18 protein-coding genes and 1 riboswitch are annotated in these 25,332 nt (G+C 46.9%); of the genes, 17 read left to right on the plus strand and 1 reads right to left on the minus strand.

What is annotated here, in order from left to right:
• Positions 1-38 precede the first annotated feature (38 nt).
• Positions 39-851, minus strand: a complete 813-nt coding sequence (locus COPRO5265_RS00325; RefSeq protein ID WP_012543459.1) for an Mrp/NBP35 family ATP-binding protein — start codon at positions 849-851, stop codon at positions 39-41.
• 95 nt (positions 852-946) lie between these two features.
• Here COPRO5265_RS00325 and COPRO5265_RS00330 point away from each other — a divergent pair, with 95 nt between their 5' ends.
• The 17 genes from COPRO5265_RS00330 to COPRO5265_RS00410 all read left to right on the plus strand — a co-directional run bounded on the left by COPRO5265_RS00330 (position 947) and on the right by COPRO5265_RS00410 (position 25,326).
• A complete protein-coding gene (locus COPRO5265_RS00330) occupies positions 947-2,152 on the plus strand; it encodes a stalk domain-containing protein (RefSeq protein WP_012544794.1) in 1,206 nt (401 codons plus the stop codon).
• A 167-nt stretch (positions 2,153-2,319) separates the two neighbouring features.
• Positions 2,320-3,129, plus strand: a complete 810-nt coding sequence (locus COPRO5265_RS00335) for a substrate-binding domain-containing protein (protein ID WP_049750671.1) — start codon at positions 2,320-2,322, stop codon at positions 3,127-3,129.
• 39 nt (positions 3,130-3,168) lie between these two features.
• Positions 3,169-3,801, plus strand: coding sequence for an ABC transporter permease (locus COPRO5265_RS07320; RefSeq protein ID WP_012544497.1), 633 nt, complete (start codon positions 3,169-3,171; stop codon positions 3,799-3,801).
• Positions 3,788-4,375 (plus strand): ATP-binding cassette domain-containing protein, encoded by a 588-nt coding sequence (locus COPRO5265_RS00345; RefSeq protein ID WP_012543942.1) that lies wholly within the window; start codon positions 3,788-3,790, stop codon positions 4,373-4,375. The genes COPRO5265_RS07320 and COPRO5265_RS00345 overlap by 14 nt, the downstream gene beginning before the upstream one ends.
• Before the next feature lie 92 nt (positions 4,376-4,467).
• Positions 4,468-5,367 carry a copper amine oxidase N-terminal domain-containing protein gene (locus COPRO5265_RS00350; protein ID WP_012544806.1) on the plus strand — a complete coding sequence of 300 codons (900 nt, stop codon included), beginning with the start codon at positions 4,468-4,470 and terminating at the stop codon, positions 5,365-5,367.
• Between the two features lie 225 nt (positions 5,368-5,592).
• Positions 5,593-11,145, plus strand: coding sequence for a S8 family serine peptidase (locus COPRO5265_RS07630; RefSeq protein ID WP_143708065.1), 5,553 nt, complete (start codon positions 5,593-5,595; stop codon positions 11,143-11,145).
• Positions 11,146-11,546: 401 nt separating this feature from the next.
• Positions 11,547-14,330, plus strand: a complete 2,784-nt coding sequence (locus COPRO5265_RS07325; protein WP_012544772.1) for a copper amine oxidase N-terminal domain-containing protein — start codon at positions 11,547-11,549, stop codon at positions 14,328-14,330.
• A 125-nt stretch (positions 14,331-14,455) separates the two neighbouring features.
• Complete coding sequence (locus tag COPRO5265_RS00365; RefSeq protein ID WP_012544126.1) at positions 14,456-14,827, plus strand: Lin0512 family protein; 372 nt, start codon at positions 14,456-14,458, stop codon at positions 14,825-14,827.
• Between the two features lie 59 nt (positions 14,828-14,886).
• Positions 14,887-14,988, plus strand: a riboswitch (purine riboswitch).
• Positions 14,989-15,195: 207 nt separating this feature from the next.
• Complete coding sequence (locus COPRO5265_RS00370; RefSeq protein ID WP_012544398.1) at positions 15,196-16,518, plus strand: NCS2 family permease; 1,323 nt, start codon at positions 15,196-15,198, stop codon at positions 16,516-16,518.
• Between the two features lie 226 nt (positions 16,519-16,744).
• On the plus strand, positions 16,745-16,966 hold the full coding sequence (locus COPRO5265_RS00375) for a hypothetical protein (RefSeq protein WP_012543555.1): 222 nt from the start codon (positions 16,745-16,747) through the stop codon (positions 16,964-16,966).
• A 129-nt stretch (positions 16,967-17,095) separates the two neighbouring features.
• A complete protein-coding gene (locus tag COPRO5265_RS00380) occupies positions 17,096-18,253 on the plus strand; it encodes an LTA synthase family protein (RefSeq protein WP_236608219.1) in 1,158 nt (385 codons plus the stop codon).
• Entirely contained in the window at positions 18,198-19,445 is a 1,248-nt protein-coding gene (locus COPRO5265_RS00385) for an O-antigen ligase family protein (protein ID WP_012543518.1), read from the plus strand. The genes COPRO5265_RS00380 and COPRO5265_RS00385 overlap by 56 nt, the downstream gene beginning before the upstream one ends.
• Positions 19,446-19,617: 172 nt before the next feature.
• Positions 19,618-21,612, plus strand: coding sequence for a methyl-accepting chemotaxis protein (locus tag COPRO5265_RS00390; RefSeq protein WP_012544377.1), 1,995 nt, complete (start codon positions 19,618-19,620; stop codon positions 21,610-21,612).
• Between the two features lie 532 nt (positions 21,613-22,144).
• Positions 22,145-22,798: a class II aldolase/adducin family protein gene (locus tag COPRO5265_RS00395; RefSeq protein ID WP_012543779.1), complete on the plus strand. Its 654-nt coding sequence runs from the start codon at positions 22,145-22,147 to the stop codon at positions 22,796-22,798.
• A gap of 59 nt (positions 22,799-22,857) precedes the next feature.
• Positions 22,858-24,405, plus strand: a complete 1,548-nt coding sequence (locus COPRO5265_RS00400) for an ABC transporter substrate-binding protein (protein WP_012543936.1) — start codon at positions 22,858-22,860, stop codon at positions 24,403-24,405.
• A gap of 29 nt (positions 24,406-24,434) precedes the next feature.
• Positions 24,435-24,833 carry a hypothetical protein gene (locus tag COPRO5265_RS00405; RefSeq protein WP_143708066.1) on the plus strand — a complete coding sequence of 133 codons (399 nt, stop codon included), beginning with the start codon at positions 24,435-24,437 and terminating at the stop codon, positions 24,831-24,833.
• A gap of 34 nt (positions 24,834-24,867) precedes the next feature.
• The gene (locus COPRO5265_RS00410) at positions 24,868-25,326 is read left to right on the plus strand and encodes a DUF4330 family protein (RefSeq protein WP_407636604.1); all 459 of its coding nucleotides are present in this window, start codon (positions 24,868-24,870) and stop codon (positions 25,324-25,326) included.
• The last annotated feature ends 6 nt before the right edge of the window (positions 25,327-25,332 follow it).

A 25,332-nucleotide genomic window follows, 5' to 3' on the forward strand; every position in this document is an offset into this window, starting at 1 on the left:
AGTTTGAACTTAGTTTGATGAAAATGCTTATATCAGCGTCAGTTCAGTGTTTCCAATGCGTCCACCAACTCCTTCAACGATGAACTGGTGGCTACAGTAATTTGCTCAATATTACCTTGGTCAGTTAACTCAGCCAACTGAGGGTCCACAGGCAGTTCAACGCACACCTGAACGTTGAACTCCTGTGCTGCTTCTGTGAGGGGCTTCTGGCCGAATATGGAAAATCGCTCCCCACAGTGAGGGCATGTGACATAACTCATGTTTTCCACCAAGCCCAGCACAGGCACTTGAAGCTGATTTGCCATGTGGTAGGCTTTCTTCACCACTGAACGTGCCATGTCTTGAGGTGAAGTTACCACTACCACCCCGTCCAAAGGAAGCATCTGCATCACTGTCAGAGGCACATCGCTGGTACCCGGGGGCATATCCACCAGCAAGTAGTCCAGCTCTCCCCAGTCCACGTCAGTCCAGAACTGCTGAATAGCTTTTGACAATAAAGGTCCACGCCATATGACTGCCATCTCAGGGTTCTCCATTACCAGTGCTATGGACACTACTTTAATGCCAAACTGTGCCGTCTTCATGGGCTCAAGTAAGCCTTTCTCTGTTACTTTCAAAAGTCCCTGCAAGCCAAACAGATAAGGAATGGATGCGCCTGTGAGGTCTGCGTCCAGTATGCCCACCTTGTACCCTCTTTTGGCAAGTTCAACTGCCAGCAGTGCGGTAACTGTGGACTTTCCCACGCCTCCCTTGCCACTTACCACGGCAATGACATGACTCATCTCACTGTCCTCACTTGGAGTTAGGCTATTGTCGGCTCCCAAAGGCATATTCCCTTTATTTTCTGACATTGTTCTTTCTCCTCTCTTTACAAGTTTTGTATGGACCTTCACTACAAATGGTATATTAATTAACAAGCTTATGATGAAAGGGGGTCCACAATAAAATGCGTAAAAACTGGGTAAAGATTGTTGTGCTTTGTATGACTGTCATGGCAGTCCTGTTAACGTCAAGTCCAATGGTGGCCAACGCTCAAGAGCAAACAAAAGGCACCATTATTATGGCTACTACTACTTCTTTTAGAGACTCCGGACTGGCAGATGTTTTGATCAAGGAAATGGAGAAAGTGAGCGGTTATAAGATCAATCTGGTTGCACAAGGTTCCGGAGCTGCGATTCAAATGCTTCTACGTGGCGATGCACAGATTGGTATAACGCATGCGCCTGACTCAGAAGTCCAGCTTCTGGAAGCTGGTTGGATTCGTATGCCCATCATGACAAACTATTTCTATCTGGTAGGACCTAAAAACGATCCAGCTGGTGTGAAGGGAAAAACACTAACCCAGGCGTTCAAGGTGATTTATGACAAACAGTACCCATTTGTGACTCGCAACGATAACAGCGGCACGGACGTAAAGGAGAAGAACATTTGGAAGAGTTTGGGACTTGATGCCAACACGTTCGGAAGTTGGTACATAAAGACCCAGGCAGGTATGCTGAATTCCTTGCAGATCGCAAACGAAAAGGGCGCTTATATTCTGACGGACCAGAGCACTTGGATAAAAAACAAAGGCCAGCTCACAAACTTGGACTTCATTACCACTTCAGGTGAAGGCTTGAACATTTACAGCTTCTTCTTCAAAGATCCGCAGTACAAGGTGCTGGCAGATTATTTGAAGACGCCAGAAGCACAGGCTTTCATGAGACAATACTATTTCGACCCCATAACGGAGAACACTCCAATAACAACACCAGCCTTAACTGCTAGTACAGTACAGTTAGCTATTGGTTTTAAGGTAATGCCCATAAATGGCCTCGGAGCAACTGGCAAGCCCTACCAGCTGGACGCACCACCATACATAAAGAATGGCAGGACGATGGTTCCCATTAGAGCTGTCACAGAGCCCTTTGGTGCCAAAGTGGATTGGGACGGAGCTACTAGAACTGTGATAATAAGTTTCCAGGGCCATACTGTCAAAATGACCATTGGTAGTAACGTGGCTACCGTAGATGGTGCACGTGTGACCATGGATGTGGCGCCAGAAATCATAAATAGCCGTACGTTTGTGCCAGCACGCTTTGTGAGTGAGTCACTTGGATTTACGGTTAGGTGGAACGATAAAACAAAGACTGTTACCATAACTTACCCGTAAGTCGGTAGAAGCCCCACATAAGTAAGAGGAAAGAAGGGCACCAATTCTCACGGGTGCCCTTCTCGTTTTGTGGCCCCTACGCAAGTGCAGTATTGACCTTGATCTTAGATGGTATATTAGTGTTAACAGATGTGCCCTAGTGGGCTCCAAGGAGGTGTTGTGCCAATATGCGTAAGGACTGGATTAGAATTGCCCTGATTGGTTTGGTAAGTGTTGCTGCTGCGCGCACGGTGAAAGCGTTTTCCCACAGTGAATCCGGTAATGAGGCATCATCATGGAAAGGAGAAACCAGGGGCCGTATTGTCTTGGTCGCTACCACTTCTTTTAGAGACTCTGGACTGGCAGATGTCTTGGTAAAGGAGATGGAAAAGATCAGCGGTTACAAGATCGATTTGGCTTCAAAGGGTTCTGGAACAGCGATCCAGATGCTTCTACGTGGAGATGCACAAATAGGCATAACACACGCGCCTGATTTAGAACAAGCTTTGGTTGATGCAGGTTGGACCCGTATGCCGTTCATGAAAAACTACTTCTGCTTGGTGGGTCCCAAGGACGACCCTGCCGGTGTGAAGGACAAGTCACTACTTGAAGCTTTCCAAATCATCCACGACAGACAACTGCCATTTGTTAACCGCAACGACAACAGCGGTACAGATATGAAGGAAAGAAGAATCTGGGGAAGCCTGGGTTTGGATCCTAACACCTTCGGCGATTGGTACGTAAAAACGCAAGCAGGAATGCTAACCTCCTTGCTTCTTGCGAACGAAAAGCATGCTTACATTCTCACAGACCAATCCACTTGGATGAATAACAAGGACAAGCTGACTAATCTAGATTTGATAACTGCTTTAGAAGAAGGAGAGAATATTTACAGCTTTTTCTTTAGAGAGCCGCAGTACAAAGTACTGGCAGATTACTTGAAGACACCTGAGGCACGAGGGTTCATCAAGCAATACTACTTTGACACTGTGGAATAGTAGGTCATTCGGCATTTTGGGAGGAGATGAGGTAATCTAATGTTGCAAATTACGGCAGAACTTATCTGGCGAACTCTGGTTTTCACGGTTGCGACAACAGCACTTGCATGTGTCATGGCACTGTTAGTTGGAACAATTTATGCCTCTTTGGTTCGCTCTCCATGGTCGCACCTCAGTTTTTGGCGTGCTATGAGCAGTGTCCCGCCAGTATTGATAGGTTTGCTTGTCTACTTGCTTTTTTCCAGGCAGGGTCCTTTAGGTTTCTTGAGGTGGCTTTTCACCCCAAAGGCGCTGGTTGTAGCGCAGTTTCTGCTTGCTTTGCCCATGGCCATAAGTTTGTGCCTGCAGCACCGTGTAAGCTTGCCTCGTGACATGGAAGAATTCATCGACGTGAACTTGCCAAAAAAGCGCCTTAATGCCATGCTTCTTCATCTTCGGGGTGGTTTGGTGAACATAGGGTTTCTTACGTGGGGGCGAATCATGGGGGAAGTGGGTGCAGCTACCTTAAGTGGAGGAGCCATTGTGGGCTATACTTCAACGTTATCAACTGAGATTATGTACCGAACGAACTTAGGTCAGTTTGGCAATGCCATCGCTTTGGGCATCGTTTTGCTACTCATAAGCTTAATTCCATCTGTTATTTTGGAGGTAACCAGTCGTGCTCAGCGCTAATGTGCATTTCGAAATAGCAGGCAAACGTTATCATATACAGCTTGAACTGGACAATGGGCTTTACCTTGTGATGGGCCCAAATGGTTCAGGTAAAACCACATTTTTGAGAGTGCTCCTTGGCTTGCACCCCTATGAGGGACGGGTCAACATGGATAAGCCTGTGGGGTACGTGCCCCAGCATTACCAACCGCTCAGTGCCTCCGTGGAAGACAATTTAAGACTTTTCGGCGTGAGAACGTTGCCTCCTGGTAGCCCCCTGGAAGGCAAAAGGCGTCTCAGCGCTATGAAGCTCAGTGGGGGGGAAAAAGCTGTATTGGGTTTGACTCAGGCCATGGCATTAGAGCCTAAGACCTTTCTTGTGGATGAGATCACTGCCCACTTGGACCAGCCAAGCACCATAATGGTGGAGAACATATTGAAAGAATACAGTAAACAGGCAGTGGTATTCTTGGTAACTCACCAGTGGGACACATTGTTACGTCTGAAAGTACCCACCATGTTATTCCTAAACAACAACGCAGAACTGCTGGATGCCGACAAAGCTTACAACCGCCTGTTGGAAACCTTGAAGTGAGTCTACGGGGCTGTGTCGTGGCACGTTTGTTGCGCTTAAAGAAAGTAGAAACTGTTTCTAAATAAGTGTGTACGGGTGGTGTAAAGCAAGCAGTGCGAAATAAGTTTTTTGTTCCTAAGATTCTCCTCTTAGTTCTAGTTCTGTTCATAGGATGTTTTTTTCCATTTAATCTGAACATCATAAATAACAACCTGGTTTATGCCCAAAGTGAATTCTTTTTCGCACCCTTAGCACTGAAAAAGCTTGAGGTTACCGCATTTCCACTTGCGGTTACAGAAAATAAAGAATCTCAGATAAATCTGACCCTTCGTGATGTTACCACTGCCAGCACCCCCGCTGTGATCGCACCTGATTCCCAAGTAACAGTCATTGTAGGCAGTTACATTACCACTGCCACGGTGGGTGATGGTGGTGTAGCGCGAATAACTTTACCACCTGAAGTAGTTACTGGAGGCCGGTTGGTGGCTGTGGTCATCGTTCCTGGCTACCAAAGAATGGTTTTTTCTCTTGTTGTGCGCCCATCTAAATCAGAGGCTGTTCTACCAAGGGACGAAGAAGGTAGGTTAGTGGTGGAACTTCGAATTGGCAGCTTTCTGTGCCGCGTGAACGATAGGGCTGTTAGGCTTCCCGTGGCTCCCTACATAAAGGAAGGTAGAACCATGGTGCCAGTGAGGTTCTTTACTGAAGTGCTCGGGTACACTGTGGACTATGATTTTTCCGACCCCGCCATGAAGAAAGTGATGATTTACACACCCGACAGTTTGCCAAACACGGCTGTTCGTGAAAACCAGCAGGCAAAAAAGGCTACGCCCTTTATTACCTTGTTCATCGACCAGACTACCGTCATCATCGGCGGCATCTCAGTTGACGTGGACAGTGCTCCTGAGCTTGTAAGGGGAACCACCATGGTTCCTCTGCGTTTTGTCGCTCAAACTTTAGGCTTCTACGTGGAATGGAAAGACCCCGTAGTGAAGTTGATAAGCACTTTTTAGCAAAAAGCAAACAGTTTGCTCTTGTCACACTTCCGCGGTCATAAATCGTCCTGAATTCAATCTTTAGCAAAACGTTCCCTAGCTCACATCATACTGATGTAAGTTGTATCTCTTTTCCAAAGTGTCGTGTATAATAATTTACAACTAAGTTGGGGTGCTAGTGATTTGCACCAGACTACCTAAGGTGTGATCACAGGTTTATTATGAGGGAGGGTGAAATGTGTGGTGAGTAATGTAAAGAAAACCATCTCATTGATTCTGGCTTTAGTCTTGATTGTCACGGTTTTGCCGCTAAATGTGTTTGCTGAAACACCATCAGCTTCAAATGCTGTTAACTTTGGTGATTTAGATCAGGTTAAAGACCAAGTTATCGAGACAATTAAGAACAATGCTGAAAAAGCCAATGTGCCAGTTGATACTGTGGACATTGGAGGCGGTTTTGTAATAAGCAAAGACGTCTACGAGGGCATAAAAGCTCTTGGAGGAAAAGCAAAAGTCATAGTGGAAGTTAACCAAGCATCCTTCTTTGATAGCTGGGATACTAACTTGAACGCATTCAAGAACGAGGCTGACAAAGTTCATGCAGAAGCTCTAAATCAGGTAAAATCAGCTGTCCCTAACTTTGTTAAGCAATATGATCTTTATGCTACGTTGAACGGATTTACTGGCGTTGTCACACTGGACCAGCTAAAAGACATCCTATCGCTGGCAGGAAAAGGCAGAATCGCTCAGGTTTACATTTCCAAACCTTACCATGTTGATACTGTGGGAGAACCGATTTCCTACGAAAGTATGCAAGAAATCGGTGTGACTCCAGACATGGTTAACTCTGCTCCACTAATCGGAGCACCTGAGGCTTGGAACCTCGGCTATACTGGTGCGGGTACGTATGTAGCGGTTATTGACACAGGCATTGATTACACTCATGAAAACTTTGGTGGTTACAGCAGTTTCCCGAACGCAAAGATACCTTATGGCTATGATTTTGCTGATGGCGACAACGATCCAATGGATCACAATGGACACGGAACCCACGTATCTGGGACCATCGGTGGTATTGGTAAGGCGAAATTCAAGGATAAGGATGGTAACTTGGTTCCTCTTAAAGGTGTTGCACCTGATGCGAAGATAATCATCTGCAAGGTTTTCAGTGATTACGGCCCTTATGCCTACAGCGCTGACATAGTAGCAGCTATTGAGTACCTGATTCAGCTGAAGCAAAACGGTGTAAATGTGGTGGCGGCAAATATGTCCCTTGGGTCTGATAAAGGGTTTGACGACCCCACTGATCCGGAGCAAAAAGCCATAAAGAACGGATACCTAGCTGGAATCACTTTTGCCATTTCTGCTGGAAACGAGGCCTACTTTGAGTATGCATTAGGACCCAATTACATCGGGGCAAACGCTGAAGGCAAGTACACTTCCTATATTAAAGACCCCGCGCGAGTAGGTGCTCCTGGTGCAAGCCGTTATGCTATCACAGTGGCAGCTGTGAACAACCAGGGTACGGTGCTACAAGGGCAGAAGCTCTCTTTTAATAATGACTACGTTATGTATTTAACAAGTAGTGAATCTCCAGATCCTGTTGCGGTGTTTAAGAAGCAGCCGATTACAATAGTTGATACCAACAGTTTGCTATGTGAAGTGCCTCAAGGAGATTTCAAAGGGAAAGTCTTGCTTGGTGATAGAGGAACCTGCACATTTGAAGTGAAGGTGAACAATGCACGGGCTGCCGGTGCCAGTGGCGTGATAATCGGTAATAACGACGCTGATGCTTCTCTGGTTAGCATGGCTCTTGGAAGTGCTGCCGGAACCATTCCTGCAGTATTCATTGGTGGACCTGATAAGCTAAAACTGCGCAGTGCTATAAGCGCTGCTGGTGGCTCTCTGCAAGGTGTTTTTAGTGATGAAATTGCCACAGGTTATGCTGCTACTAACCCTAATGGTATGGCGAGCTTTACTTCCTGGGGTCCTGCGCCTAATATGGCGTTCAAACCCACTGTGGCAGCTCCAGGTGTTGCCATATTCTCTTCAACTCCAGGTAACCAATACGCTACCATGCAAGGAACATCCATGGCAGCTCCTCACGTAGCTGGTGCCATAGCTGTGATTAAACAAGCGCATCCTGATTGGACACCAGAGCAGATAAAACAAGCTTTGGTGAACACGGCAGAGCCCATATCAAAGTACAGCCCACGTGTCCAAGGAGAAGGCAGAATTAATGTCGCCAAGGCCGTCAAGAATAACGTGTTCATAACATACAACAATCAGCCTTACGGAGAATTAGGTGCACTTACGGGTAACAAGACCATTACGCTTACCATTACTAACAAAGGCTCTACAACATACACGGCTAACATCACTGGTTATGTAACCACCAGTTTGGAACAAATCGTCTATGGAAATCAGGGAGCAACATATACCGTTGGAAGCATTTCTACGCCTGCTTCGGTTACTGTTAATCCAGGGGCTACCAAGACGATTCATGTGACCATACAGCCTTCGACAAGTTGGTCGAATGTGTTCATTGAAGGAAGATTGCTGTTTACCTCAAGTGATGGGACCAGGGTATTCCCGTTCCTTGGATATTTCGGCAATTGGTCTCTTTATAGTGACAAGGACACAATCAACGGCGACAGCAAGTGGCCTGACAATAACAACATAATTGATTTGCCTTGGTGGAATGCTGATACATGGGAAGGGTTAACAGGCGTGTATTATCCATACGGCGGCAGACTTTACTACATTGGCAGAAAAGGTGGACAGTTTGAGCCTAAAGCCCTTGCGATAAGTGCTGGATCTGATTACAGTACATGGAATGATTCTCTGGTAGTTGGTCTTGGCATGCTCAGAAATGCTCGTGCTCTGACTATTTATGTTCTTGACAGTGCAGGCAAGGTTGTTAAGACCATAGTTTCAGAGAATTTTGTCCGTGCTGCCGTGAACTCTAGTGACAGTACTACTGCGGGCTTAAGGACGGGTTGGTCAAAGCTTTGGGAGTGGGATGGCACCGACCGTAACGGTAATTTTGTTCCAGAAGGGCAGTACACCATTAGAATAGTTGCCATGCCTGACCCACTTATCAGTGATGAAGCGAACTTGCTTCCTACTCAGGTTATGGATATACCTGTGAAAGTCGATAAAACGCCTCCAACTATTGAAGTGTCTCGCTTGGAAAATGCAGTAACATCCAGTCAGGATAGAGATGGTAGTGTAATTGTTCCTACTGCAAGTGTATTTAGCTTGGTAGTCACAGGAACCGACGAAAGCAGTATACTCACCTATTATTTCGGAGAGGAATGGATTCCTGCCGGAAGCGACCCACTTAATACTGCAATTATTGAGCTTCCTGTTCTTGAGACAGTCCGACAAATATCTGGGACTACGGACGTTGATGATGGGACCATTTTGGCTTTCGAAATAGATGCAGATGACGGTGCTGGCAACATTACGTACCCAGACAACACTATTACAGTGAATTTTGCATATGACAACCCACATACTGCATTAGAGCTCGAAAATTTTGAGGCTATCGCTGATGGGAAGTACCTAAAGGTTGGTTTTGATGTCCTTAATGCTCCAGGTGCTACTTACCAAATGACGATCAAAGATGGCAATGGTTCTGTGGTGCACACAGCGACTGGAGTTGTTACGGGTCTCGATACAGTAAGTCACCAGGAGGTTAAATACGAGATTACTAAGGGTGGCCAATACACAGTTGAGCTAACGGTCACGGACATATACGGCAACAGTGCTAGTGAGGATGGGACGGTTTCTTTCCTTAGCCCCATAATTTCCATACTTCCCGATGTGACGTTTATGGTGGTTAAGCAAGGCACTTCCACAGGAATTGCTGTGTCTGTTGAGGGAACTGCAAGTACGGGGACTGTCAGCTTGAACAGGATAACTGTGGAAGACGGTGAAGTGAAGACTACCGTCGTGAAGGCTGTAGCTTTTGACGGGAGGACTTTCAATGATACTGAGTTCATCGATAGCACTTTGGATGCTGGTAGGTATCAAGTGAATGTTGAAGTTGAGTCAATGTTTGGCCAGGTTTTCGCCAATTCCAGGCGTGTAGTGATTGATGGCCACGCGCCGGCGCTGGACGATGTCAAAGTAGTAAGCGACGTGGGTTCCATAACTTATAAATCAGAATTTAGCGATAACACCGTCGATGTGTCCGTGAGAACGGATGAAGATACCACTGGGCAACTCATTCTAAAGATATCGGACGATTACACATATTTTGATGTTTATCTTGACGACGACCACATTGGTGGCTGGGGCGACACTGGGGTTGGCGGAGAAGGAACATTCTTCGTACCTGTGAACTTAGATATTGGTTTAGAAGATACCTATGAATTACGACTTCTTGACGAAGCTGGCAATGAATCTACTTATACCATAAACCTTCGTGTGATGAGCAAGATGATCACTGACGTTAAACTCGAAGTAGAAGGACAGGAAATCTATCCCGAGCATGGAGGAACATACACGGTCATCTCAGCACCACCTGTAAGTGGCACTTTGACTTTTGGACTTTCTGAGGACTATGAAATTGAGTCAGTAAGTGTCATGGTTAACGAGACGGAAGTAGCCACGGAAAGCCCAGCAACGTTAACATTCACGCAAGCCGGGGAGTACACTATTCAGATCAGAGCAGAAGACAATCTCGGCGAAAAGGAAACTTTCGAATTTACATTAGAAGTGATCGAGGACAGACCACCTGAGATACAGAACGTAACGCTTGAGTCGGCGGGTAGGGTTCTTGAACTTGCCGACGGTGGAGAATACGAAATTACCTTGCCGCTGCCTGTAGAAGGCGTGCTCACATTTGAGGCATCGGACGATGATGAGGTAGCTTCTATCAGTGTGAAGCTAAATGGCGAAGAGGTAGCTACAGAGAGCCCGGCAACTCTGACCTTTGAGGAAGCTGGGGAATACGCAATTGAAATAACAGCGGTGGACAGTGCTGGTCAGATAACAACGTTTACTTCTACGTTACGAGTGATAGAGGACGTTCCAGCAATAATTGAAAATGTGATGCTTGTAATAGATGATGAAACTATCGAACCTGTCAACGGTGGAGAATACGAAATTACCTTGCCACTGCCTGCTGAGGGATTGCTCACATTCGATGTATCCGATGATGTGGATGTCGCTTCTACCAGTGTGAAGCTAAATGGCACCGAAGTAGGTAATAGCAGTCCTGTTACACTTAACTTTACTGCTGCTGGTACATATGTGGTTCAGATAGTAGCGGTCGATAGTGCAGGTCAAACTAGCACCTTTGAATTCACTTTGAACGTGGTTGAGGAGATTATCAGTACTAGCTTTGAGCTAAAACTGGAAGCTGGTTTGAACTATTTCGGTCTCCCCATTTATGTAGATAAGACCTTGGGTGAAATATTACCTGGTGCGAAAGTGTATCGTCGGAGTGGAACTAGCTGGGTACTCGCTACTAGTGAAAAACCAATGGCCTATGCAGTTTACCGTGTCAGTTTGACTGAAGCAAAAACTGTCGAGCTTGTAGGTGAGCCATTCGAACCTTCCAGCTTTACATTGAAACGCAACACTAGCAATTACATAAGCATACCGCAGATGAGTCCTGTTAACGCCAATGATCTTTTTGGTGGTGCATTGACGTCGATAAGTGTTATCACCACTGGTGGAACCATGGTAAAAGTGACTGATGGAGTTATGTTACCAGGTAAGGCGTATGTTGTGGTGGTAAGTAAAGATGTAACAATTAACCTGCCATCACTCATGCCACGTTAACCGCAGAATTCACTCACCTTAAGAATTGACTTTGGGCCAAGGGGGGCATTTGCCCCCCTTCTTTGTTGTTGTGAACAAGTACAGTTTTCAATGAGACTTCCAGTTCAGCGGATATCACACTGTGGCACGTTTGTTGCATATATTACGTATTAGAAGACCCCGAGGTGGGGTATATATGTTTATGACCTTGATCACCTCCAGCGGGGTAGACCACCTAAGAGAATAAAGATCAACGAAGCCTGGGAAGACCTGTAAAGACGACCAATTAAGGGAAAGCTTGACAATATTAGGCACGTTGGTTGATGACCTAAGGCCGAATGGGAACATTCATGATCACCTGCTAAGGGTTTGGAACATCTAAGAGTATGTTCAAAACACCTTAAGAAAAAGGAGGGAAAACAATGAAAGGCATGAAAAAATTATTTGCGCTCTTCGCTGTGCTTGCCTTAGCTCTGACCTTGACGCCAGTGCTTACAGCAAATGCTGCAGTTCCCGTTTACAGCATGACTGTGAAAGAGCCTGTATGGACTACCGAAAAAGCTTTGGGCATAGACCTTGACGGCGGTGGTCTAAGCGAGGACCCATTACTGAAGGTGGATGGTACCATAGGCGGTGTTACTGGGTTGGATGTTAATAATTTTGACTTCTCTGCAGCAAGTGTTTTCTACATTGAGCCATCGTACAATAATTTTACTATGTATGTTTTCTACAACGATATTACGGTGTTGGATGATGGGGTGTACGCTCTCACATATGACGTCGATGGCGATCTCACTGCAGACGTTTCTGCGGATATTCCAATAAGGCTCTTCAAGGTAACTACTAAAGCTGCTGTACCAGCCGAAGTAACCAGCGGTGATAAAGTAACAATTAGTGGCACGGTTACACCGCTTGACGAATCTTTGGGTCTGACTGTACACGACTACTACGTAGCCGTTTGGAGAGAAGGAATAGTAGATGAGCCGGCGAAATACACTGAGATTAGCCCTACCGGCACGTTCGAGCTAACCTTCAACGCTTACGGTAATGTAGGTACTGACTATTACCTGACCGTTCAAACGGGTGGGAACTACAATGAGGCTCCATATTACACCATTACCGTAAAGAAACTGGCTGATGTAACTGTTGCACTTACCCCTGACACCATTGTTGCTGGTGTGGATAATGATGTTACCTTACAGCTCTTTGTAGGTGATGTTGAGCTAGGCAACCATGTTGTTACAGGGACCATTGCGCTGGGCAGTGAGACGGCTACTTTTGCCGGGATAACTGGTGCAAGAGGCAGAATAAAGGCAACTGGTGTGAATTTCAGCAGCGTGGGTGTTGCTGACGTTACGGTGAAGGTAAGTGGACCTGACTACTACGGAACAGGCACTGCGAAACTGAACGTTTCCACCAGCGAAGAGTATGGCCTTGCAGTTAAATGGCCTACAACATGGAAAATCGGTGAAGTTAACACAGTAGAATTCAGCACGCCGTATGCTGGTTACACTGTTCATTCTGTAAAGGTTAAAGTAAGCGGCCCAGTAAAAGAAAATGGCGAGGCACTAACAGGTGGCAACAGCATAGATGTGACACCCCTGGGCTATGGTGAACTAACACTGCAGGTTGAGGCAGTTTTGGTAGGAACTCCCACGCAGGTTATAAGCAAGACCTTCTCTACCACCATACCTGGCTACGTAGCTAGTGTGGATCCTGAGGAGCTTGTCAGAGGCGCTACTCAGACGTTGACCGTAGTGGTAAAGGATGCTTACGGCAATCCAGTGAACAATGCACTAGTGCAGTTTATCAGCCCTGTAAACAGCGGGGATCCTATCGCTAAGGTGAACGGTAGGACCGAATCAGTGAACAATGGGACTTACAAGCTGGAGATCGTTGGAAGCAAGATTGCAAAAGCCGATGCAAACTCCTATGTGGAAGTATTTAGTGGTACAAAACTACAAGCTAAGGTATTTGTGGAAATAGCACGCTCTACTGGTATCAACATCACTCTAGACAAGAGCGAAATAGTGCTTGGACCTAAGACCACGTTGACTGTGACAGTGGCATCTCCAGAAGCTCTTAACAATGCAAAAGTGAAGCTCGTTGACGCTGATGGTGAAAACACGGGCGTTCTTGCTTACACCTTTACTGGTGCTGCCACAGTGCAGAAGGTAACGCTACCTGTTAACACCATGCCCGAAGAGGCAGGCGTGTACCAGGTGGTTGTTGAAAGTGTCAACTACGTGGGCAGTGCAACGTTGACCTTTATAGAGCCCGTGATTACAGCTACGCCTGCTGAGATACTGGCAAACAGCTCCAATGTGGTAACCTTCACTTCTGAAAATGTGGACGACCTTAGATCTATTACGCAGGTAACTGCCACTGGTGCTGTGAAGAGCATAACTGCTAAGATTGCAGAGGATGCAATCACTGCTACCATTGTGACCACTGCTGAAAAGGGTACCGTTAAGGTAACCTTCAAGTTCAACAGTGGCTACGAGCATGAAGTGAAACTCAGCTCTGTCTACGGCAAGCTCACAGTTGAGAATGCCACCGTCGCTTTTGGCACGAAGGTACTCACCTTCAAGCCTGTGGATGCGGCAGGGGCTACATTGGCTGCTGGTACTGACGTAAAGATCAATCTGCTTGGCAACGAATACAATGGCTCCGTTGCTGCCGATGGCTCCGTGAGCATATTGATTCCTGAGCTGCCCATGGGCACCTACAGTGTGCTTGTGAAGGTAGCCGGATATCAGGATGCCACGTTCAGCTTAGTAGTTGCTGAAGCAGAGCCTGAGTTCAAGACAGTTATTGAGCTTGCTCCTGGCATGGACATCTACACTGTCAACGGTGAAACCAAGTTCTGGGACGCCACACCTTACATAAAGGACGGCAGAACCTTGGTACCAATTAGGCACTTGGCGGAAGCCATTGGCTTCAAGGCTGATTGGGACTTCTCAGATCCCGCCAACAAGATGGTATTTATCTACACGGCAGAGCAGGATCCAGAGAAGGACAAAGAACATCCATTCATACTGCTCATCATTGGTCAGCCCACCGCCATGGTAAGTGGCAACCTCGTAGCTTTGGACGTCGCTCCTGAGATTCTCAACGGCAGAACCATGGTACCGCTGAGATTCGTGGTAGAGACTCTGGGCTACAAGGTGGAGTGGCTGGGCGGCACCATTCGTCTAATGAAATAACGCAGCTCCATCACAGTAAGTAGTAGATCCAAAGAAGAGGGGTGCCCCACTAAAAGGGGTGCCCCTTTTCTATTTGTTGTGGTTAAATGTTCCTATGAAGAGACGAAAGGGGGTAAGTTTAATCTATGGCGTGGCACAAACTTTTCATTGAAATGGGTATGGGTGTTGATCAGCACGGGCAAAATCCTACGCGGGCTTGCCAAAAGGCTGTGAAGGATGCTGTACACCGCGTGTGCATGCCCAGCTTGGTTGAAGGGGGACTGCTGAGTGGTTGCAAGGTGAAGCTTACTGTGGACCTGGCAGTTCCAGGGGCTGGCACGGTGGACATAAGCCAAGTACGTGAAGCTCTGCCGCTGAGCATGGATGCTGACATCGTGGTGCAGGAAGGTGGCTTGAAAGCAAAGGGCGTTGCCATGGAGGAGCTGGGAGACAAAAGCGACGATATGTTCATCGCCGTGGCTGCCATAACGGTTTGGGTATCCTGCGGTGAGGAGTAGGTAAGCTCGGGAAAGAAACATGATACAAAACTGACTCAAAGTTGGGTTAGAATATAATTTAGTCAATCATGATGTGCTCCTGTGTAATCCCCCAAATAGGGTGGGGGAGTTTCTACCTGCAGACCGTAAATCTGCAGACCACAGGGGTGAGGAAGAAACCATTTTTGGGTTTAATGGCGTTTGTTCTTCACCCCCGGTGGTCCAAGCTAAAGGAAGCTGCCTCTAATGTTGTCGGAAGCAGCACTACCGCTGTGCGGGTGTGGAGGGCGAATAGCTTTGACTGTTACTTTCTTAGTTAGGCCTCATTTCATCCCGCACTTGTGTTTTTCGCTTTCTTCGTTTGATTTTGGAAGGAGGTCGATTTTACATTGATTAAGTGGCTGGAAAAACATTTCGATTTTGAATCCCACGGTGCTAATTGGACAGATGAAATCATTGCGGGCTTGACTACGTTTATTACCATGGCTTACATTCTTTTTGTTAACCCGAACATTTTGGGTGCAGCTGGCATGCCCAAGGGGGCAGTCCTCATGGCAACAGCCATTGGAGCTGGGATCTCCACGGTGATGATGGGACTCTATGCTAAACTGCCCTTCGCTTTGGCGCCTGGCATGGGTCTGAATGCTTATTTTGCGTACTCGGTGTGCCAGGGTATGGGATTGCCATGGCAGGTGGCACTGGGTGCAGTGTTCATTGACGGCGTGATTTTCTTATTGCTGTCAGTTACCCCAGTTAGGCGCTGGATTGTGCAAGCCATTCCACTGAGCATCAAACTGGCAGCTTCTGTGGGCATCGGTTTGTTCATTGCCTTCATCGGTATGATCAACTCGGGCATCGTGGTGAAAAACGATGCCACGCTGGTGGGCTTGGGCAGTGTGACCAGGCCTGAAACACTGCTGGCTTTGGTGGGTTTGATCATCATCGTGGTGCTCATGGCCCTTCGGGTTAAAGGCAACATTCTGCTGGGCATTTTGATTACCACATTCATCGGCGTTTTTGTGAAGGGCAGCAGCGGTGTGCCTATTACAAACTTCACCGGCTCGGTGGTGGCATTGCCAAACTGGGGCGAGCTTTCTCAAACCTTTGGTGCCATGGACGTTGTGGGAGCTCTAAAGTGGGGCTTTGTGTCCATCGTATTCACCTTCACCTTTGTGGACATGTTTGACACGCTGGGCACCATTGCCGGCTTAGCTGCTAAGCTGAACATACTTAAAGAGGACGGCAGTTTCGAGGGAGCTGACCGGGCGCTTGTAACTGACGCTGTGGGCACCATGGTAGGTGCCGTGGCTGGCACATCCACGGTGACCACCTACGTGGAATCGGCAGCGGGTATCGCTGAAGGTGGCAAAACGGGAGCCACTGCCCTTGTAACAGGCATACTGTTCTTGCTTTCGTTGTTTCTTTGGCCTTTGGCAGAAGTGGTGCCTTCTGCAGCCACAGCACCAGCCCTTATCGTTGTGGGCTTCCTCATGATGGAGCCCATTTTGAAGATTGATTTCTCGGAGCTGACCGAAGCCATACCAGCTTTCATAACCATGATCGCCATGCCGTTCACTTACTCTATTGCTAACGGGCTCATTTTTGGTATTCTCAGCTACGTCATCATGAAGCTGTTCACAGGAAAAATAAAAGAGATTCATCCTGTGTTGGCAGTGCTGGCACTGGTCTTTGTGGTTTACTTGGTCTATTAAAACGCTGTCACCTCTGCTTACTTGACATACGAGCAGTTACGCAAAAAGTTTGTGGCAGAGGGCGGGAAGTGACATGAGCTGCGACGCACTCCCGCCCGCGAACCGATTCAACCTCCTCCTTTTCGTTTGGAGCCGCACCCAAAAAGAGGACACCCACGGGGCGGCTCCAAATTAGCCTTGTGCTATACTAAGGGTAATCGCTCTTCGCAGAAGGAGGTCTTTGACAATGCAACACACGTTTGTGGTGGAGTACTTCCCATACAACGCTGAAAGCAGCAACGTGGTGGAAGAGGCTTTGAAACTGCCTTATGTGGTGGAAGCAAAAGAAGGCAGGCTTATCATGGTGACCGTGGAAGCTGATTCCTACGAGGAAGGCAGGCAAAGGGCTGAAGAGGTTGGAAAAAAGGTGTTCGGCGAAGGTAACATCAGGGTACGCCGAGCTCAATAAATAATGGCATAATCACATAATAAGAGGCTGAGGAAAGTAAGCTGAAACCAAGAGAGACAGTAAGCATTAAACATGTTTTGTTGTTTTTTGGGGAGGCATTGGTGATTTAGAAACGTGGATTTTCGCGATTTGAAAAAGAGGCTGACTGAATTCTCTGTGAGGGCCCCGGGTTCGGAGCAAACTCGCAAACTGCTGGAGCATTTAAAACAGGAGTTTCCTGGCTATGAGCAGGAGACTGTGGATTTTAAATGCCCTCAGCACAAAGGTTGGTCATGGGGCTCGCTGCTTTTACTGGAGGTGGCAGGGCTTTTCCTACTTCAGCGCAGGCCTCTTCTGTCTGTGATTCTGGTGGTCATTCCCGCATTACTTCTTTTATGGGAAGAAAACGGCTACGTAAACTGGTCGCGTTTGTTTAGCTTTACTCGGTGCCAGAACTTGGTGTTGAAAAAGATGCCCGAGCAAAAAGAGGCTGAAGAAAAGGAAAATACAGCTGAGCAGGACTATTCAGTGCCCCATGTGATTTTTGTGGTGAACGTGGACAGCCGCGTGGAGGGTTTGTGGGACAGGTTCGACCCAGAGGGTGTGGGCCGTACAGCTTGGCTTAACCTCTCTCTCATGCTGGCTTCGTTCACTTCTGTGCTCAGTTTTTACTTTCCCATACGCTTTTGGCTCTACCTGGGCCTGGCTCTATCGGTGGTGCTTCTGCTGGAGATGGTGGATTTCATTTACCAGGGCTTGTTCCGCCGTTTTTACCCCGGTGCACTGGACAACGGCTCTGGCATGTTGGTATTAAAGCAAATCAGTGACCTACTTGACAATGTTCCACACTGGATGCTTTTTGTGGACGGTGGCAACGTTAGTGGTGCAGGCATTGATGCCTTCAAGCGCCGCTACAAGCTACCAAGGAATGTGCTCTTTATCACCTTGGAAAGGCCTGGCGCTGGCACAGTAGCAGTAGCAAGGCGCCACGGTTTATGGTCTGCTGTTGGCATGCCCAAGCAGGTGGTGGCATTTCTTACAAAGGAAGCTGGCATAAACAATTTCACGGATTTTAGTTACAGGCGCAGTTTGGGAGCTTTTCTGAACTTCCGTGGATGCGCTTCACTTTCCGTGGTGGGTCAGCTCAGAGGTAAAGAGGAAAGCCAGCTCATGCTCACAGATACTATCGAGTGCATAAGTGATAAGAACATTCAAGAAGCAGGAGCTTTGGTATTAAGGTTGGTGAATATGATTGAGCAACCAGAAGACAACGAATCCGGCTCTGGAAACACAACAGACTCCAATTAGGCGGTATTTAGAGGAGTTCACTCTTCTTACCTTTGCTTTTTACCCATGGTACGGTAGGTTGGCTGACACCATTACACCCAGTAAATCCTACTGGTTTGACATTCTGTATTTTGTTTGCGTGTTTGCTGTAATCGATTACCGACACATTCGCTGGGAAAAGGTTATGCGCTTCGCACCGTTCATGCTGGTTTACTTTTGGAGTAGTGCCATTAACGGTGTGCCTCTGCTCATTTTCAAGGAGACACTGCGACGTGTGGTTGGTCCATTTGGCATCATGCTTTTTGCCTCAGCTGTGGACTGGGACTACGCAAAACTTAGGAGGTTGCTGATTTACATAACTATTAGTGGTTTGCTCATGGGTGGTGTGGCTGGTTACCAAGTGTTAACTAAACAAGCTCCTCAGTCCGAGTGGCTGGATACGGAGCTTGATACCGATCGCACCATTATCAGGGTGTGGTCCATTTTCTCCATTCCCACTTACTACAGCATATTTGTGGACATTTCCATTTTGGTGGCATTGGGGCTTTTGCTCACCTCGAGTGGTTGGTTTGAACGTTTTGTTTGGGGGTTAAGCTTTTTGGGCTTTTTGTTAGCTCAGCTGCTTACCTATGCTCGGGGCGGTTTGTTGGCTTCCGCTTTTGGGCTTTTTGTGGCGCTTGCAGTGGAAAGCCTTGTATGGGCTTGCGTGGCCGCTGCAGCGGCGGTCATAGGTGCTTTAACCATTCCTCAGCTGCGTGATAGACTGCTCACTGCATTTACGTGGGCTTATGTTCAGGAAAGCTCACAACCTGGAGGCAGAATTTACCAGTGGGGAAGGGCATTGGAAAATGTGGGCATATTAGGCGGTTTCAAAGGTATTAGGCAGCTGCTAATTGGTACGGGCCCTGGTACCTTTGGTACCCAGTCTTCAATCAACTTGGGGCTTCATGGGGCCCTGCGCATTGACAGTGCCTACTACGCCATTATGGCCGAATATGGGCTTTTGGGTGTGGTGAGTTTCGTTTATTTTGTGGTGAGCACGCTACTGGAAGGCTTGAAGAAAGTACTTAATACGGAGGATAAAAGGGTTAAACTACTGCTCGCTTGCGTGCTTGGCGCCGTTTCTGCTTGGGCATTCCACGGCCTCACGGACAACGTCTTTGATTACTTTTACGTGCTCAGCTGGGTGTTCCCACTTGCGATGGTACTTTAGAATATTACTAATGAATAAGGCTTTAATAGTCATGCATAAGGCTTTGGTGGTGGTGTGTGATGCACTTCAAAGCATTGTGCATGATCAAGGTTTTGGGGAGCGTTCCTGGCTTGAGCTCAATAAGTAGGCAGGCACGCTCAATGACAGTAAAGTGGAGGGAGGAATACGGGACGTGAGTAATCAATCCTTAAGAGTGAAGATTACAGTAGTTATGGTTGTACTTGTATTCATAACGGCACTGGGTTTGGGGGGTATTGAAGCTTACCGCATTAGCGGCGACTTTGAAAACTTGGTTGGTCAACAGCTAAAAACACAAACGGAATCAGATTCTAGAGCCATTTGGGATTTTTTGAAGAACTACGGCAACTTGGCGTCTTATTTAGCTAATACTAATCAGGTTATCATGGCAGCTTCCACCGATGACGTGATGGTCCAGTCCGATGTGAGGATGCTTTTTGATGCCATTAGGAAGCAGTACCCAGACATTCTTAACGTGTATGCAGCTTCTAATACTGGTCTAGTCATCATGGAGCCCATGACGTCCCTGCCTCCTGAGTACGATGCTACCAGCACAGTGTGGTACCAAAGAGCCATGGCAAACCCCACGGATTTTGTGGTGGTAGAACCTTACAACGAGCCAGTAAACCAAACACAAGTAATCACAGTAGCAAAAGCCATTTACAGTATGGGCGATTATGTGGGTGTGGTGGGTATTGACATTGAAGCAAGTAAGATTGCCAGTCAAATGCTGGCATTCACAAATAACATTTCCAAATACCTGCTTAACCGCGATGGTGTAATCATACTTTCTGGTAGCGGTGCATTCGTAAGCTCTGGTACGGATCTTTCCAAGGAAGTCTTTTGGAAAGACATGAAAAGTGCCGCCACCAAAGGAAATATGGTAAATTACACCCTCAAGGGTGCAAAGCGTATTGGTTTTGTGAAACAACTACCCAATGGCTGGTATTTCTTAACTGCCATGCCAGCTTCTGTTATAAGTGCACCCGTGAGGAGTGTCATAAATACTACTATTTTGGTGGGTTTGGGTGTACTTCTACTAACTGTCATTTTGGGCTACTTTGCTGTACAGAATGTGTTCTTGAAGCCCTTGATGGAGCTTCGCGGTGCCATTGAAGCCATCGCGAGCGGTGATTTAACGGTGCGAGCACCTGTTAGGGGTAAAGACGAGCTGGGCCGCATGGCGCAGGGTGTGAACAACATGGTTGAAAGCCTGAATGCACTCATTGCGGCAGCTGCTCAAACGGCAGATCGGGTGAATGAGTCTGCAGGCAGCTTAGCAGCTACTTCTCAGGAGACCAGCGCTTCTGTGGAAGAGTTAACGGCGCAGAGTAATGAAGTCGCTACCAATGCTGAAATGGCTTACCACGCCATTGAGGATTTTGCAGGCGGTGTGGAACAGGTTTCCGGCACCGCTCAAAGCATTGCTGCCGATGCTCAGCTGTTGGCTGCGGAGGTAAGCAATGTGAAGGACAACGCACAGGAAGGTGCTCAGAGTTTAGAGCAGGTTGCAGAAGTGGTGGATATTGCTAACAAGAATACTGATAAGACCAGCGTTATCATGGAACAGTTGGCGAAGGATGCCAGCAGCATCAGTAACATTGTGGAAACAATTGAGCAAATTGCTGAGCAAACCAACCTGTTGGCTTTGAATGCTGCCATCGAGGCTGCTCGTGCCGGTGAAGCAGGACGCGGTTTTGCCGTAGTAGCTGACGAGATAAGGAAGTTGGCGGAAAAGAGTCAAGAGGCTACTCAGAGTATTGCTGACATACTTGGTGGCATTCAAAACAGAACAGCTGAAGCCAGCGGTTCTATGAAGAACACATTGAACGTGGTAAAGTCTGCCTACGAAAGGACAAAGCAAGCCCAGCAAAAATTCAGCGCTATTCTGGACAGCGTGGGTAAAATTGCCAGTACTGCAGAAGGTTTTGCTGCAAGTGCTGAGGAACTCAGCGCCTCCACTGAGGAATTGAATGCTGCGGTGGATAATGCCGTAGAACCTGTTAGAAGTATTGCCGAGCAGGTGCGTCAGTTCAGTGATGCCCTAAAGCAGCAGTCCCAGGGTGTATACCAAATTGCGCAGGAGATTTCTTCGTTAGAGCAGTTAGCTGAACAGCTCAAAGAAGAAGTGGATAAATTCAAGATATAAAAGAAACTCTGCTTGTACAGAAGGGCATGTGAGAGCAAGAAGGAGGCAAGGAGGTGAAGTGCCTCCTTCTTGCTCGTCAATGTGGCACATGGCTTTTGTGTTTGGTAAATTGTCGTTTCTTTTGCACGTTAGATGTATATTGTTTTTATTCTGCTTTTAGCTAGGCTATCTTTATCATGATCCCTGTGACCATATCCATAGTTGTCCGTCAAGGGTATGTGGCATTGCTTATTCCATTCGTGTGGATATTCTTGTCAATGTTTTGGCAGACAAATAACTTCATTTTCTCCATCGATTTAATTCCACGGCTATTTTACGGGTCTTATTTTTCTTCTTTCTCAAGCCGAGTTATTAATCTATCCACATCTTTAATTTATTTATTTCTTGTCGGCATAGCATGTTACCTTGCAGGCGGTTACATGATAAAAAGAACCGATTTTTAACTGTTTTAGATGCTAAGAAAAAACTTCCCAGCTCATTTAAAATAGCGCTTAAAATTGTAGGAGTTACCCACAGGAGGTGACATGCTTTTATGAACCACAGAGAACAGTTGGCAAGACAAACATTGGCTGATGTTATGAAAAAGCTCTACAGCCGTGGGCTTATTTCTGTTTATGGTGGTAATGCCAGTATGGTGCTGAGTGATGATAATGCGCTCTTGATAACACCGTCTGGTTTTAACAAAGAAAGCCTCAAAGAAGAAGACTTGGTAAAGGTGGACTTTGCATCGGGTAAAGTGCTGGGAGAAGGTAAGCCCTCCAGCGAACTTAGGACTCACCTTGCCATTTACGGCGCCAACAAGGAGGCAAAAGCTGTGGTGCATGCGCACCCTACTACTTTGGTTGGTGTATGCACTGCCGGTTACGATTTTGGTGTTTACACACCTGAGCAAGCCCTTTTGGTAGGCAAGCCCATGGTTATCAACTTTTGTATGGGGGAAGAGCTGGCGGAGCGCATGTCTGCCTTAGCAGGTACATGCCAGGCTGTCGTTGTAAAAAACCACGGCGTGTTTGCTTGGGGACCGACTATTATGGAGGCTTATGCAAAGATAGAAATACTAGAAGAAGCGGCAAAGATGGTAGTTGCTGGTAATGTTATTATGGGTGGCTTGGGTGTAAGCTCAATCAGTGATGAACAGGTCTTGGACATTCTTAAGAACTACAGACCATCGCATAAAAGTCAATGATTATCAAAAACGGCTTCAGAAGTGCATCATATTGCGACATTTGGGTATATAAATAAGTAATGAAGAATAGAAGAAGTTACTTGTGGTTGGGTGCCGTTGTTGCCATTCTATTGTTCTTATCGGCATATCTTCTTGTTAACGCTCGCTCTAGTACTTTAGCCTACGCACTGTCCGACGATGCAGTTAACATGGACCCTTTGGAAGCAACGGATATAAACTCGTGGAATGTGATGAGTCAGATTTATGAAGGACTGATGAAGTTTCGGCCTTCTTCATTGGAAGTTGAGCCCTGTTTAGCGAGTTACTACGAGGTGAGCGATGATGGTCTGGTTTTCACCTTTTATCTCCAGAAAAACGTTCAGTTCCAAGATGGTGCACCTTTTGATGCTGATGCGGTGATTTGGAATGCAAGACGAGGCATGGAAAAAGCTGATACTTCCTACTATGCCAGCTTAGTGTGGGGAAGCGTTAAAGACGTACAAAAGCTTGGCAGCCACGTTGTGCGTTTTACTTTGAAAGAGTCCAGGGCAGATTTCCTCACCAATTTAGCACTGCCTTTTGGCGGCAGTATGGTCTCACCTAACGCCACCGATCTAAAAAACAATCCTATAGGCACTGGGCCTTATAGGTTGGCAAATTGGGTTAGAAATAAAGCAATAACACTGGAGTACAACCGCAATTGGTGGCAGGGCAAGCTGACTGATGGAGTGGGCTTCAAGAGCGTGCGCTACTTGGTTGTGGACGACCCCGAAGAAGCAGTAAATCTACTCCGCCAGGGGAAGGTTCACATTCTGAGCTATGTTCCTCCCGAGCTAGTTGAATCGCTTAATGCTGAGGCAAATGTTAGGCTGGTGGAGACTCAACTGCTGGCAACGTCTTTTCTTGGTTTTAATACCAAATCGGCCGTGTTAGCTGATGCAAGGGTTAGACAGTCGTTGTTATTCCTGCTCGATCAAGATTATCTAATCAAACACGTTTACAGCGGTTTTGCTTTGAGGAGCCAAGGTCCTCTGCCACCTGCATTGGAAAAGGAAATCGGATGCCGCTACCTATCGCCTAACTATGAGGTAGGTGTAAGATTGCTCAGAGAAGCTGGTTACAGCAAAGAGCGCCCTCTCAACTTGACTGTGGAAGTGCCGCTTGAGCCACGTGATTACATGCCCAGCGGTGGTGTGAAATTAGGTGAGGGCTTGAAGGAGGTCTATGAAAGCACTGGACTGGTGAAGGTCACCTTTGTTTACAAACCCTTCGAAAGTTTGCTAAGTGATCTCATGGAAGGCAAAGCTACAGAAGCATTTGTGCTGGGTTGGAGCAGTGACAATGGACGTGCGGATAACATGTTAACACCACTTTTTCACAGCAAGAGCCCTTTGAACTTTTTTAAATATGAGAATCCATTGGTGGACAAGTATTTGGAGGAAGCTCAGACGGAGTTAGATGAAAACAAGAGAGAAAAGCTTTACAGAGAAATTTGCGACATACTGCTGGAAGATACACCTGCTGCTTTTTTGCCAATTCCCATCTCTTTTAAAGCACTCGATGAGCGGCTAAAAGGATATAACGTTAATCCCATTAACATTGAACAGCTTTACTTTGTGCGATACTGAGGCGCTTAAAGGTTTATAATATGAAAATAATGGCTGAATACGTTATCAAAGAGATTGACTTTGAAAACTTAGAGAACATTTCTGTGGGATGGGACGAGTCCGCGTACGATGACGTGGATATCATGCTCATTAAGAGTTTCATATTGAATGAGCTGGAGCGCGAATACGGTGAAGGTACCCACATTGAAGTGTATTCCTTGGGTGATCTCATCGAAAAAATGGAAAATCTGATTGGTGAACCAGTTTCACCCGAAGACTTACCTTTTGACCAAGTGGCTCGGCTCATGGACCGTTTCTTTGGTAAAGCGGTGAAGTTTTTTGTGGACGAAGAAGGGAATTTGTTCATTGCCCTGCTCGTGGATCTGTTACCCACCAGCTCTGATTTTATGACCACGCTTTGGAGATTTTGGAGCAACAACGATAAATAACTAACACAACAACAAGTAAGGAGTGATGGCGAACGTGCGCAAGTCTTATATGTGGTTCATTGCTTTAGTACTTGTAGCAGTACTGGTGCTGGCTGCTTGGTATTTGCATTCAGGCACCAACCGTGGGCTCACTGCAAAAACCGCTGTGGCAGTGGTGAGAGCCGACGATGTGGCTTATGAAGTGGCTTCAGCTCCGAAACCTGGCGACCTTCTGCTGGACCGTTACAACAAGCCCTATTTTGAAGTTGTTACTGCCACCTACATGCCCTTCATGTATAGAACACAGAATGAACACGGTAATGTGGTTTACAGTCCTGACCCACAGCGTTATACCATGTTTGTTACGGTAAAGACCATTGCACCTTTTTACGATGACGTGCCTGTGATGGCGAAGCAGCGCATAGTTGTGGGACGCTCACTCACGCTGGAAGGACCAAACTGGGCGGTATACGGCCGCGTAACTCAGCTTACTATTACTCCTGTTGAGAAGTAAGGGTAC

Source organism: Coprothermobacter proteolyticus DSM 5265 (assembly GCF_000020945.1).
GTDB classification, from domain to species: Bacteria; Coprothermobacterota; Coprothermobacteria; order Coprothermobacterales; family Coprothermobacteraceae; genus Coprothermobacter; species Coprothermobacter proteolyticus.

Coding starts and splice junctions, on each gene's coding strand:
- COPRO5265_RS00400 (WP_012543936.1), top strand. CDS start 22,858: ATGAAGAATAGAAGAAGTTACTTGTGGTTGGGTGCCGTTGTTGCCATT.
- COPRO5265_RS00325 (WP_012543459.1), bottom strand. CDS start 851: ATGTCAGAAAATAAAGGGAATATGCCTTTGGGAGCCGACAATAGCCTA.
- COPRO5265_RS00395 (WP_012543779.1), top strand. CDS start 22,145: ATGAACCACAGAGAACAGTTGGCAAGACAAACATTGGCTGATGTTATG.
- COPRO5265_RS00330 (WP_012544794.1), top strand. CDS start 947: ATGCGTAAAAACTGGGTAAAGATTGTTGTGCTTTGTATGACTGTCATG.
- COPRO5265_RS07320 (WP_012544497.1), top strand. CDS start 3,169: ATGTTGCAAATTACGGCAGAACTTATCTGGCGAACTCTGGTTTTCACG.
- COPRO5265_RS00365 (WP_012544126.1), top strand. CDS start 14,456: ATGGCGTGGCACAAACTTTTCATTGAAATGGGTATGGGTGTTGATCAG.
- COPRO5265_RS07325 (WP_012544772.1), top strand. CDS start 11,547: ATGAAAGGCATGAAAAAATTATTTGCGCTCTTCGCTGTGCTTGCCTTA.
- COPRO5265_RS00375 (WP_012543555.1), top strand. CDS start 16,745: ATGCAACACACGTTTGTGGTGGAGTACTTCCCATACAACGCTGAAAGC.
- COPRO5265_RS00335 (WP_049750671.1), top strand. CDS start 2,320: ATGCGTAAGGACTGGATTAGAATTGCCCTGATTGGTTTGGTAAGTGTT.
- COPRO5265_RS00405 (WP_143708066.1), top strand. CDS start 24,435: ATGGCTGAATACGTTATCAAAGAGATTGACTTTGAAAACTTAGAGAAC.